The sequence below is a fragment of the Lacrimispora sp. genome, from assembly GCF_032078915.1.
GTDB lineage: Bacteria > Bacillota > Clostridia > Lachnospirales > Lachnospiraceae > Lacrimispora.
In genome coordinates this window covers 1-12,579 of the sequence record NZ_DAMAUN010000128.1, presented here as the reverse complement: position 1 = coordinate 12,579, position 12,579 = coordinate 1, and the positions used below count along the sequence as shown (strand labels likewise).

At 48.4% G+C, this 12,579-nt stretch carries 10 protein-coding genes; all 10 read right to left on the bottom strand.

Annotation, left to right across the window (positions count from 1 at the left end; genetic code table 11):
• Nucleotides 1-701: ABC transporter permease (locus tag RT269_RS27875; RefSeq protein ID WP_313187606.1), on the bottom strand; the 701-nt coding region annotated here is incomplete at its 3' end.
• Nucleotides 702-737: 36 nt separating this feature from the next.
• On the bottom strand, nt 738-2,324 hold the full coding sequence (locus tag RT269_RS27870) for an ABC transporter substrate-binding protein (protein ID WP_313187605.1): 1,587 nt from the start codon (nt 2,322-2,324) through the stop codon (nt 738-740).
• Between the two features lie 30 nt (nt 2,325-2,354).
• Nucleotides 2,355-3,713, bottom strand: a complete 1,359-nt coding sequence (locus tag RT269_RS27865) for an enolase C-terminal domain-like protein (RefSeq protein ID WP_313187603.1) — start codon at nt 3,711-3,713, stop codon at nt 2,355-2,357.
• 138 nt (nt 3,714-3,851) lie between these two features.
• Nucleotides 3,852-5,180, bottom strand: a complete 1,329-nt coding sequence (locus RT269_RS27860) for an enolase C-terminal domain-like protein (protein WP_313187601.1) — start codon at nt 5,178-5,180, stop codon at nt 3,852-3,854.
• 191 nt (nt 5,181-5,371) lie between these two features.
• Entirely contained in the window at nt 5,372-7,270 is a 1,899-nt protein-coding gene (locus RT269_RS27855) for a sigma-54-dependent Fis family transcriptional regulator (RefSeq protein ID WP_313187600.1), read from the bottom strand.
• 46 nt (nt 7,271-7,316) lie between these two features.
• A complete protein-coding gene (locus RT269_RS27850; RefSeq protein WP_313187598.1) occupies nt 7,317-8,171 on the bottom strand; it encodes an aldo/keto reductase in 855 nt (284 codons plus the stop codon).
• Between the two features lie 104 nt (nt 8,172-8,275).
• Entirely contained in the window at nt 8,276-9,175 is a 900-nt protein-coding gene (locus RT269_RS27845) for a dihydrodipicolinate synthase family protein (RefSeq protein ID WP_313187597.1), read from the bottom strand.
• 45 nt (nt 9,176-9,220) lie between these two features.
• The gene (gene garR / locus RT269_RS27840) at nt 9,221-10,111 is read right to left on the bottom strand and encodes a 2-hydroxy-3-oxopropionate reductase (RefSeq protein WP_442913841.1); all 891 of its coding nucleotides are present in this window, start codon (nt 10,109-10,111) and stop codon (nt 9,221-9,223) included.
• Between the two features lie 187 nt (nt 10,112-10,298).
• Entirely contained in the window at nt 10,299-12,161 is a 1,863-nt protein-coding gene (locus tag RT269_RS27835) for a PrpR N-terminal domain-containing protein (protein WP_313187595.1), read from the bottom strand.
• Between the two features lie 112 nt (nt 12,162-12,273).
• Nucleotides 12,274-12,579: Beta-galactosidase C-terminal domain (locus tag RT269_RS27830; protein WP_313187594.1), on the bottom strand; the 306-nt coding region annotated here is incomplete at its 5' end.

Below are 12,579 nucleotides of genomic sequence, written 5' to 3'. Positions count from 1 at the left end.
ACCGTAATAACCGGCAGAATTGCATTTCTTAAGGCATACTTCATGGTAATTTCCCGGTTGCTTATCCCCTTTGCATAGGTTGCGGTAATGTAATCCTCCTGGAGCACATCCACCATGCCGGACCGCAGCATACGGGTGATGAGAGCAGCCATCTGCATAGCCAGGGAGGTGGCCGGCATGATGACAAATGCAAAGCCTCCATATCCCATGGCCGGCAGCCAGCCAAGCTTAACCGCAAAAAACAAGATAAATATAAGTCCTAAAACAACACCTGATATAGACTGTCCAAGAAGGGCAAATATCATGGCAAATAAATCTATGACAGACCCCCTTTTCACCCCCGCGATAATCCCCATGGGTATGCTGATGAGAAGGGCGATTCCCATGGCCACCAGCGTTAAGTACGCGGTAGCCGGCAATCTCTGAAAGATCAGCGTGGAATTCGGCATTTTATAAAATAAGGAATCCCCTAAATCTCCCCTTACTACTCCTGTTATGTAGCTGAAATACTGTACAGTCAGAGGCTTGTCCAGTCCCATTTCTATTTCTTTTTCTCTGATCTGCTCCTCTGTTGCATCATCGGAAAGCATCAGGCGGGCCGGGGAACCTGGTGTAAGCTTTAAAAGCCCAAAGGTTAAAATGGATACTCCAAACAGGACAAAAACCGTATATCCCAAACGTTTCATTATAAATTTAAGCAAAACTGTATCCCCTTTCAAGATGTATTCCCTTAGTCATTAATTTGCGGCTTTTGATACTCTGGAATAATCAAATACATTATCGATCCTCAGTCTTAAGCCTGTAATGCCGTCCCGGTAGGCGAGAGTCGTCACCTGCTGGTAAAGGGCCAGATGAGGCGCTGCCTCCGCCCATTCGATCGCAAATACTTCTTTTAAGAGCTGCTCACGCTTTGCTGGATCACTTTCCTGCTTCTGTTCCAGAATCTTTGTATTCATTTCGTCATTGACGTATCCTGACTTATGGGCATCGTTTAACCATCTCTGGGTGATTACGGAGTCTGGGTCGCCTGCCGGATAAGGATATCGTTGAATGTATAAATCATAATTTCCCGCAGCACGGCGTTCCTGGAAGGCCGCATTCTCCATGATCTCTAAATTTACCTTAAATCCTGCTTCTGAAAGCATTGCCAAAACTGCCTGTGCCACCTCTTTATTTCTGGCGAATACGCCGGTAGGTGCGATAAAGGATATTTCTTCTCCTGCATAAGAGGTTTTAGAAAGCAGGTCTTTTGCCATCGCAGCATTGTATTCCGGAACTTTGGCGTTTTCCTTATCATAGCCAAGGACTCCCTCAGGGCAGGGCCAGTCGCTTGCCGCTCCGCCTCCTGCAATGGACTGCACCAGAAGCTCTCTGTTTAACGCGTGATTCACTGCCTGTCTGGCATTTAAGTCTTCAAAGATCCGTCCGTCTGTACAGCGGAATCCCAGGTGAACGATGGCAGAACCTAAAATCTTTTCCACCTTTACCCCTTTTACACTTGACAGCATGTCCGCCTGTTCCACCGGCACTGCATCGATCATATCCAAGTCGCCGGTCTGAATACCGGAAACACGAGTGGTATCTTCAATGACCGGACGGTATATGACCCTGTCAACGTTGCTCTTGTCATCGCCCCAATCCCAGTAATCCTCGTTGCGTACAAATTCCGCATCCTGTCCGGGCGTCCATTTGTCAGCGATCCAGGGTCCGGTTCCAATGGGCTTGTTTGACTCATTAAACTCAAACAGGGCATCCCCTTTTTCTGCCAGCGCTTTAGGCGGAAGCATGGGAGTGTCGATCAACTGGTTCAGCAAAGCGCCCCAGGGTTCTTTCAGCTTGATTACAGCCGTATATGTGTCTTTGGCTTCCACACCTTCCAGAGAAGGCCAGAAGGCAGCCTGGACGAGGGTAGGATTGTCAAGCAGCCGCTTTAGGGTCGCTACTACCGAATCCGCATTGAACTCTTCTCCGTTGTGGAATTTAACTCCTTCCCTCAGCTTAAAGGTCCACTCAAGTCCATCCCCGGATACGCTCCATTCGGTTGCCAGTTCCGGCTGTATGGAGTTATTCTCCCCATAAGGATTCACCAGAGTGTTGTAGGTGAGTTTGGAAAGCATATAGGCATTTGTCTTGTTCTCATTCAGCGGATCCCACTGAGTGATGTTATTTGGCCCCGCAAAAACAAACCTGTTTTCTGCGGCTGCCTTCTGGGAGCCATTGGTCCCGCTGGCAGCGGCTCCTTCTCCCGTGCAGCCGCTCATCAGCGCCATACTCAAGCAGAGCGCCATACAAAGTACCTGTTTTTTCAAATTCCGTTTTTTCATAAAATACCCCTCCATTTAATATGTATTTTTTTACCTTACCAGTGCAGGACTTTTACAGTCATACTTCCAGCCAGGTATGAGATACTGCATTGCCATAGTGTCATCTCTGTCATGATAGGGCAGGCTGTTATACAGATCATTGGCCTCCATGACCCGCTTCATATTCAGGGTGACTCCCAGGCCCGGCTTTTGGGGAACCTGTAAATATCCTCCCTGAATGACCGGCGTATCCTCCAGCAGATTCTGTCCATCCTGCCAGATCCAGTGGGTGTCAAGTGCCGTAGGATTTCCAGGTGCTGCCGCTGCCGTATGGGCAAAGGCTGCCAGGGTGATATCAAAATGGTTGTTGGAATGGCTGCCCCAGGTCATGCCCCAGTCATTTAAAATCTGAGCCATCCGGACGCTTCCTCCAAATCCCCAGAAATGAGGATCTGCCAGTACGATATCCACAGATTTTAAGGCAGCGGAATGGTAAAACTGCCTCCAGTCCGTCGCAATCATGTTGGTGGCTACCGGGAGGTTCACCGCATTTTTAAATTCCGCCATCACTTCTCTGCCGGAATATCCTGCTTCCGGACCGCAGGGATCTTCAATGTAGGTTAAGATTCCTTCCATGGGTTTGCAGATTTTAACGGCTTCTTCAAGACTCCATGCTCCATTAGGATCAATGTTGATCCGCCCTTTAGGAAAAGACTTTTTAAGGGCACGGACAGCCTCCATCTCCTCTTCTCCTGTTAAAACGCCGCCTTTTAGCTTGAAATTTCCAAATCCATACTTTTCATGGAGCACCTGGGCCTGCTCCACGATCCGCTCCGGTTTAAGCATCTCCTGGCGGCGAAGCTTAAACCAGGGATCACTGCTGCCCCTTTCATCCAGATAATCAAGATCTTTACAGGCTTTTTCTTTCTCACTGACATAGAACAGATAGCCCAGGGTTTCCACCTCATCCCTCTGCTTTCCGTCCCCCAGCAGCTCGCACATGGGAAGTCCTAAGTGTTTTCCAAGCAGATCCAAAAGCGCACACTCAATGGCCCATTCCGCCTTTACTACAAATTTCAGCTTGCTGATGTCTAAGGTCTGTATTCCTTCTCCATCATCCTCTTTTGCCCGGCTGGCAGCCTTATGGATGCTGTTTAATATCGTCCGGTATTTTCCGATTGGCTGGCCCGCCACCAGAGGAATGCAGCTTCTCAATGCTTCACAGGTGTAATCTCCCCCATGGATCTCACCGATTCCCGTATGTCCGGCACTGTCCTTTAATATCACCAGGTTTCTGGTAAACCAGGGAGCATGGGCTCCGCTTAACGTCATCAGCATGCTGTCATATCCGGCAACGGGTATGACCTGCATCTGAGTTACCACTGGTGTGCCTTTTTGTTCTATATCCATTTAATCCCTCCATTTGGCTATATTGTTCATTTTCATTCTCAACCAGCCCATTGATATATGCATTATATCAACGAAAACTTGATACATCCAATTGCTAATACCGATTGGATCATAAGAATTTTTCATGCCTGGATTCCATTACCGGACCAGACAGGGCCTTTTCGGATCAAATTTCCAGCCGGGAATCAAATACTGCATGACCACGGAATCGTCTCTCCCGCCCAGGCAGTGATCCAGGTACCGCTGATGGGCTTTTTTCACCTGTTCCATATCAACCTCCACGCCCAGGCCCGGCTTTTCGGGAACCTCCACACAGCCATCTGCGATGCGCAGAGGCTCTTTTGTCAGCCGCTCTAAGCCCTCCTGCCAGATCCAGTGGGTATCCAGGGCATTGTATTTTCCCGGTACCGCCGCTCCCACCTGGGTAAACATTGCCAAAGAAATATCAAAGTGATTGTTGGAATGCGATCCCCAGGTATAGCCAAAGTCATGGCACATCTGGGCCACCCGCACAGAGCCGCTCATGGTCCAGAAATGGGGGTCCGCAAGGATGATATCCACTGCCTGGCTTTCCAGGGCATGTCCCACTTCACGCCAGTCGGTGGCAATCATGTTGGTGGCTGTGGGGAATCCTGTCCTGCGGCGGAATTCGCTGACGATCTCTCTGCCTGAGTATCCGCCTTCCGCTCCGCACGGGTCCTCGCAGTAGGTCAAAATCCCCTCCATCCCTTTCACATACTCAACCGCATCCTTAAGGAGCCAGGCGCCGTTGGGATCTAAATCTATGCGGGCCTCAGGAAATGCCCTTTTCAGTTCCCGGATCACCTCCATCTCTTCCCTTCCGGACAAAACGCCTCCTTTTAATTTAAAATCCTTAAACCCGTATTTTTCTTTTACCGCCTTTGCCGCCGCAACGATCTTTTCCCCGGTCAGGGCTTCTTCATGACGGAGACGGTACCACTCCCATTTGGCATCAGGTTCCGAATCATAAGGCAGGTCAGTTTTATTCCTGTCACCGACAAAGAATAAATATCCAAGCATCTCTACCTTGTCCCTCTGCTTTCCGTCTCCTAAAAGCTCACACGCCGGTACTCCAAGATGTTTTCCCAGAAGATCCAGACAGGGGGCTTCAATGGCCGTCAGCACATGGACTCCTGTACGTAAGTCAAAGGTCTGGTTTCCTCTCACATCTTCCTCCCCCCTTGATTCCAAGTGGGCTTTCACTTTTAATAAAGTGCTTTTATACTCCCCTATTTTTGTCCCCTCTACAAGAGGAATACACTCTGACAGGGCCTGGGTGATCTTTTCACCCCCCGGCACTTCCCCCACTCCTGTCCCGCCGTTTTCTTCATGAAGGATCACGATGTTTCTGGTAAAAAACGGGGCATGGGCTCCGCTTAAATTCAGTTCCATGCAATCTTTTCCGGCTACAGGATAAACTTCCATTTTTGTGATGATCGGTGTCATTCTGATTTCTCCTTTTCTTCATCCCTTTTTTGAACTTATGGTGAATTATATTCTTATTTTAAGCCGTCATCTATTGGCAGAAATACCAACCTTATCCCCCCTCTCTTGTAGCCTTTATTTTTCTTTCTGATAATGAAAAAAAGATTGCAAAAACATTGCAATCTCTTTCAACAAACAGAAGCTCATCCCTGTTACAGCTCATATTTACTTCCAATTCCATACCGCTTCATCTTCCGCCACAGGGTGGTGGTGCTGATCTTCAGCTCCTCCGCCACCATGGTTCTATTGCCCTGGTACCGGTCCAGGAGACCGGCTATGCGGACTGCTTCAGGATTCTTTAACAGCACGGTCTGAATCCTTCCGCTCTGCTCCCTTACAAGGGGATAAAGCTCCTGTAAAAGATTTTTTACCATCCCTTCCTCCACCCGCCTGCGGTGGGCCGTCAGAATCAGGCGCTCACAAAACATTTCCAGCTGCAGCAGATTTCCTTCCCAAGAATACTCCTCCATGGCCTTTAAGGCAGCCTCACTGATTTCCACATATCTGGAATAGGCGGCGTTGAACCGTTCCAGATACAGGTGGATCAGCCTGGGAATATCCTCCTTCGTCTTTCGAAGGGGAGGCAGCTCGATCTTAAGGGAAGAAAGGAGGAAATATAAATCTTCCCGGAACAGGCCATTCTTTAAAAGCATAGCAAGCTCTTCTGAAGTGGTGACCATAAGCCGTACCGGAAGGGCTCGTTTCACCATGGAATTATTGCACCAGAACAGCTTATCGTGGACTGCCTTATAAAGCAGATACTGGGTCTCTAAGGACAGCTTATCCACTTCCTGAAGCAGGACCGTTCCATAGGAAGCTGTTTCCCAGGCTCCTTTTCTGCGTTCCTCTGAAAAACCAAAGATGACCTCTCTTTGCTCCTGAGGGGACAGGGAGCCGCAGTTGACATTTAAAAAGGGGCCTCCCTTTTGGGGGCTGTTATTATGAACAGCTTCTGCAAACACTTCTTTTTCCGTTCCCGTTTCTCCGCATATCATCACCGGGCTTTTGGATATGGCATAGGACCTGGCCAGTTTTATACACCGTTTTATCTCAGGGGATTGCCGAAGGATATGGTTAAAATTGCGCCTGGCTATGTATCCGTTTGCCAGTTTGGTCTCTGCGGACTCAGAATCTCTTCGTTCGATCCCCTTCATCTTATGGCAGGTCAGGATCGCTCCGCTAAAATGCCCGTCATACTGAATCGGCGCTCCCACCACCATAAGAGGCTGGTCCCCTATGGTAAAGGAGGTGGAATAAAGCTCCTCACTCCCCCTTAAGATCCCCTCGATCCCTTCTGTATCGATTCCTCTGATCACCTTATCAATTGGGAAGCCCACCACCTCTGAGGCAGGCTTTCCCATCAACTGTTCGATCACCCGGTTCACCGTCACAATTTCTTTATAAGCGTTGATTTTAATGATTCCGCTGAAAGAAGTATCAAGCAGGGTCTCGATCTGGGCCTCATTTTGCTTCTCCATCCTTGCCAAGTCTATCATATGGAGAGCCATGCCAAGGGCACTGCGGATGGATTCTTCTCCTGTTTCAACAAACAGGCTTGGAAAGCCGATCTCAAAAGCCGTCTGGTTGGCCTTCACTCCCCCGATAATTAAATCAACCCCGTCTGCAACCGCCTGGCTCACCTTGCTTCTGGTCTCCTCCAAAGCCTTCAGTTCATAAAAACGGAGACCGCAGTCAAATAATTCTTCTAAGTGGTCCAGACTGTCAAACATATTTTTAAATGCAACGATCCCGATTAAGGGGTGTTCCTTTTTCAGCATCCTCTTTGCTTTTAAAATCATCAACCCGATCTCCCGGAGGGTAACAGGCATCTCCACCACAGGGATGTTGGTATTTTCTTTTATAAGGGTTGCCTGAAGACCCCTGGCAATAATAATGCGCACCCCGGCTACTAAAGCCTCCTGTGCCTCCACGACCGCATTTGCATTTTCCACAACCTTTAATATCTGAACCTCTATTCCCTCTTTTTTCAGTACATTTTCCGCAAACTCCAGGATGGTCTGCCTGGGCAGAAGTATCCCGATCTGTTCCATAGCTGTCCCCACTTCCTATCCCCATAAAAGTCCTTTGACAGAATTTTCACACAATGTCCAGATACACTTTTCCGGCAGGCGCAGAAAAAACCCGGTCAAGCTCCAAAAGTTCTTCCTCGGTCAGTTCCAGTTCTGCTGCTTTTGCATTATCCAGGGCATGTTCCTTTTTTCCGGTTCTGGGTATGGCAATGATATCACCGTTTCGGATGGCAAAGGCCAGCAGCACCTGAGAAATGCTGCACCCATGGGCGGCTCCGATCTCAGACAGCACCGGACTTTCATAAAGCCCTCTTTTTAAATCTCCCGCCTGGGCCAGAGGGCAGTAAGCCATGACAGGAACCCCATGCTCCCTCATCCAGGGAAGAAGATCATATTCAATGCCTCTGGACGCAAGGTGGTAAAGCACCTGATTGACTGCACAATTCTTCCCCTCCGGCACCCTCCACAGCTCCTCCATATCTTCCGTGTCAAAGTTGGATACGCCCCAGCGGAGGATCTTTCCCTCCTTTTTTAGCTGCTCCATGCATTCCACCGTCTCTGCCAGAGGAATGCTTCCTCTCCAGTGGAGCAAATATAAATCCAGATAATCCGTACCCAGGCGCTTCAAGGTTTCCGTACAGCTCTTCCCTATGCGCTTTCTTCCTGCATTATGAGGATAGACCTTGGATACCAGAAACAGACGGTTCCGGTCATAGCCGGTTATGACCTCTCCAATCAGTTCTTCTGATTTTCCGTCTCCATACATTTCAGCCGTATCAATCAGTGTCATCCCTGCTTCAATTCCTGTCTTTAGGGCCTCCGCCTCTTTTCCCCGTTTTCCACTCTGCTCCCCCAGGAGCCAGGTTCCCTGTCCAATTGCGGGAACCAGAGTTTCATCGGGCAATGCCACCATTTTTTCCATTTGCCGTTCCTCCAATCAAATTATAACAATGCACCCCTCCTATGGATGTTCAAAACAGGCTGGCGTCTCATCAGAGCCGCCAGCCTGTCCACTGACCGTATCAATTACAGAAGCCCCGCTGATTCCATTTCCTTTTTTATACGGGCTAATACAGGACCTTCCGGGGTCGCAAGATTGGGCTTATAAGGAAGACCCACGTTTCTGCCCCTTAAATTAGCCATATCCTTTGCAGCTACCGGAAAACTAGCCGGGTCCATGGACAGACGGACCGGGTTCAGCTTAAACTGCGCCTCCAGGGAACCGCTTAAATCACCTGCAATGTATTTATTGTAAACATCCGTAATCAGCTCCGGCATAAAATTTGCCGCAGTACACACCCCTCCTACTGCGCCGTGGCACATGGAGGCATACAGAAGGGTATCCTTTCCTCCAAATACCTTAAAGCCCTTGCGGCGGGTCCTTCGGATAAACTCCGCTGTCTGGGTAATATCCCCGCTGGTGTCCTTCATGCCCACAATATTGGGTACCTCCTCCGCCAGACGTTCCACCAGATTCCCGGATAAAGTGTATCCCACCCGGCCCGGGTTGTTATAAAGAAGGACAGGGATATTAGGAACAGCTTCTGCAATTGTCTTAAAATGCAGATAAAGTTCTGCCTCCGTTGGCTTTAAAAACATTGGCTGCAAAACAGAAATTCCTGCTGCTCCGTTTTTCACCGCCATTTCTGCAAGGCGGCAGCATTTTTTCGTGCTGATGGCGCCTATGCCAAAGTAGACCGGGACTCTGCCGGCGGACTGATGGATCATGATGTTTAGGCCCCGCTCCATCTCGTCTTCTTCTATAACATAAAATTCTCCGTTGCTTCCAAAAGCCAGGATTCCAAGAACGCCTCCGTTAATGACGTAATCCACCTGATCTCTTAATTTTGCTTCATCGATCCTCTCATCTTCATCAATGGGAGTGAGAATCGGAACGATAACTCCTTTTATAAAATCTGTATTCATTTTTTCCTCCAGTGCTGCATGTTTATCCATTCAATCATTCCGGTTCTAGTTTCCTGGCTTTACAATTGTATTGGCAACTTTTTCATAATATTTTACAATACTGGAGTGATCTTCTTTTTCAAAGCCATCCGCTTTCAGCCCCTGCATGATCTCCATTAACTGTCCGGTTAATGGGGCCGGTGAACTGACGGCATGGGCCGCATTCAGTGCATTGTTTAAATCCTTGATATGCAGCTCAATGCGAAAGCCTGGGTTAAAGTTTCTGTTAAGTATCATGGGAGCTTTTGCATCCATAACGGTGGAGCCTGCCAGACCGCCGCGGATGGCCTGGTATACCAGTTCCGGATCAGTTCCGGCCTTTTTTGCAAAGGTAAGGGCCTCAGATACTGCTGCAATGTTTACGGCTACTACCATCTGGTTTGCCAGCTTTGCCACATTACCTGAGCCAAGTCCGCCGACATATACCACAGAGCCTGCCATTACCATCAGCATATCATAATATTTATCAAATAACTCTTTCTTTCCGCCCACCATCACGGATAAGGTTCCGTCAATGGCCTTTGGCTCTCCGCCGGATACCGGGGCATCAAGCATCTCAATTCCCAGCTTTTCCAGTTCAGCACCGATGGCCTTGCTTTCCGTTGGATCAATGGAACTCATGTCAATGACCACAGTACCTGGCTTTGCTCCTTCTGCAACTCCGTTCTCTCCTAAAACTGCCGCTCTTACATGGGGAGAGTTTGGCACCATGGTGATGACCACTTCACTTTGAGAGGCCGCTTCCTTTCCGTTTGCCGCTTCCGCCGCACCGCAGGAAAGCAGATCTGCAACAGCCTCCTTGTTATAATCAAAAACAACCAGCTCATGGCCTGCTTTTACCAGGTTCTTTGCCATAGGCCTTCCCATAATTCCCAATCCGATAAATCCAATCTTCATTTTTCTCTTCCTCTCTTTTCTATTTTGTCTGTCAGCAGCCGATGGGATCTCCCATCTCTGCCCTGATTATAGAAAAAATAGAAGGCCATTGCTATGGGCGGATTTACCGAATACAGGGAGGTTTCCTGTACAAACCTCCTATGGTTTCATTTTTATTTCTAATTCGTTTCACTTTTATTTCAGATCCCTATTTCAAATGATACTTCTTTCTCTTTCTCCACAGAGTTGTCTTGCTGATTCCCAGGGCCTTTGCAGTTTCTTCTCGATTACCTCCAAACCTTAAAAGAGTTTCTGCTATCTTTTTTCCTTCTTCGGGAACAGGCTTTTCCCGGGCATGTTCCTCCCGCTCCTTTCCCTCTTCCTGTTTATGAGAGCGGGGATACAGCTCTTTTATAACAAGTTCTGCAAAACCTTCATCAATACTCCGTTTATTTGCCGTAAGGATCAGGCGTTCGCAAAAGCTCTCCACCTGAAGCAGATTTCCCTTCCAGGGATAATCAAGCAGCAGTTTCCTGGCGCCATGGGTCAATACATGGAACCTGGAATAATGTTCGCAGCAGCCCCTGAGGCTTCCCGCAAGCTTCCGTTCCAGATCCTCCTTCCGTTCCCTTAAAGGGGGGATCCTCACGGTCAGGCCGCTTAAAAGATAATAGAGGTCTTCCCGCATTGCTCCGTCTTCTGCCAGTTCAGACAAAGGCACATCAGTGGTGACCATGACCCTTACATCGGCTCCTGGATCCCTTACCCCGTCTTTTCCAAGACGGCTTTTATAACGGATCAACTGACAGAGCCGGTATTGATTGGCTCTTGTAAGGCACTGCACCTCTTCTAATAAAAGAGAGCCTCCTTTTGCCTGTGCGGCTGCACCCTTATCTCCGAAGATCATGTCAAACTGTCCTTCATCCCCAATCCCATCGCAGGATAATGCCACAAACGGGCCATCTTTTCGAAGGCCGGCGTTGTGAATGCTTTGGGCCAGAAGACGCTTTTCCGTTCCAGCTTCCCCTTCAATCAAAACCGCTTTTTCCGACAGTGCATATAGCTTTGCCAGACGTATGCATTCCTGCATTGCCTGGGATTCCTGAAGGATATCATCAAATTCCCCCAGGGCAATAAATCCCTTTCCATGACCCTTTCCTCTGGAATCCGGTTCCGGAGACCGGCGTTTTTTCATGCGGTGGCAGGTGAGTATGACTCCCTCTGTCCTCTGGTCAATGACCACCGGAGCCACAACGGCAAATACAGAAGTGCGGTTGATCTCCATAAACAGGGAATAGGGCTCTTTTCCAAAGTCTTTTAAAAGCTCCGGAAAGATCTCACAGGCAGCCTTTCCAAGAACCTCTTCTTTCTTTATCTGCAGAATATCTTCCATCATGGGATTTAAGTCCATAATGGTCCCGGAAGCATCAAGCCTCACCACGCCGCTGAACGAGTGGTCCAAAAGAGTTTCAATCTGAGCCGCATTCCGCTTCTCGATTCCCATGGCATAGTCCATGCTTTCAGCCATGGATAAGGCATTTCTTAAGGAGTCCTCGGTATTGGATAAAAACAGGGAAGGAAGTCCGGCCTCCCCTGCTATGCTCACCGCCGTATCGCCCCCAATGATTAAATCCACCCCATCTCTTATGGCCTGCCTTGTCATATCCTCAAGCAAATGATTTTTATCTGCAAAATACGTCCTCATTTCAATCCCATATATGAGATCAAAATAAGACATATCGCAGAACATATTCCGAAACCCCACAACACCGATAACGGGAGTATCGTTCTTTAAAATCTCCTTGGCTTTATTGACCAGAAGAGCCATTTCCTGGGCAGTGATGACGATTTCCACCACTGGAATATCCGTATACTGCTTCATTAAGGAGGCCTGGAGCCCTCTGGCTATGATAATGGAAGCACCGGCCCCAATGGACCGCCTGGCCTCGGAAACTGCATCTTCCGTTTTAATTACACGCATTTCACTGATCTCGTATTTCTTTTCCTGGAGAATGTTGTGCGCCTGATGCAGCATTTCTTCCCTGGATACAAGCAATGCAATCTTTCCCATGTGGATTCCTCTTTTTCTTATTGCCTTTGAGGCTGTAAAATGTGTTTCTTAGAAAAAGCTTAGCATAAATCAACATAGCTGGCAATTAAGAAATATGTTAAAACACTTACTCTCAGTTCCGGGGCAGATCTCTTCTGATAATCACCGTACCATATGATTCTATTTCGCCCTTTCCTGAAATCTCCCCAAGCAGAACCGTTCCCTCTGAAAGGCAGTCCAAAAGCCTCTGTTCCAGCACAGCCGGCTTTTGGCTGAAATTCTGTAAAAACAGATACTCATACTGTTTTGATTCCCTTGACGTCACTTCAACCTCTTCCGGTATCATCCCTTCCACAAGAGGCTGGATCCCGGCTTCACAAGTCACCTTCCAAAATAAATCATCATAGAAATCCTGCCCGGCATCGGCGCATACATAAAA

What these genes read in the sequence shown, in the direction of transcription:
- garR (WP_442913841.1), bottom strand. Translation starts at nt 10,111, where the DNA reads ATGAAGATTGGATTTATCGGATTGGGAATTATGGGAAGGCCTATGGCA.
- RT269_RS27850 (WP_313187598.1), bottom strand. Translation starts at nt 8,171, where the DNA reads ATGGAAAAAATGGTGGCATTGCCCGATGAAACTCTGGTTCCCGCAATT.
- RT269_RS27860 (WP_313187601.1), bottom strand. Translation starts at nt 5,180, where the DNA reads ATGACACCGATCATCACAAAAATGGAAGTTTATCCTGTAGCCGGAAAA.
- RT269_RS27835 (WP_313187595.1), bottom strand. Translation starts at nt 12,161, where the DNA reads ATGGGAAAGATTGCATTGCTTGTATCCAGGGAAGAAATGCTGCATCAG.
- RT269_RS27865 (WP_313187603.1), bottom strand. Translation starts at nt 3,713, where the DNA reads ATGGATATAGAACAAAAAGGCACACCAGTGGTAACTCAGATGCAGGTC.
- RT269_RS27855 (WP_313187600.1), bottom strand. Translation starts at nt 7,270, where the DNA reads ATGGAACAGATCGGGATACTTCTGCCCAGGCAGACCATCCTGGAGTTT.
- RT269_RS27845 (WP_313187597.1), bottom strand. Translation starts at nt 9,175, where the DNA reads ATGAATACAGATTTTATAAAAGGAGTTATCGTTCCGATTCTCACTCCC.
- RT269_RS27870 (WP_313187605.1), bottom strand. Translation starts at nt 2,324, where the DNA reads ATGAAAAAACGGAATTTGAAAAAACAGGTACTTTGTATGGCGCTCTGC.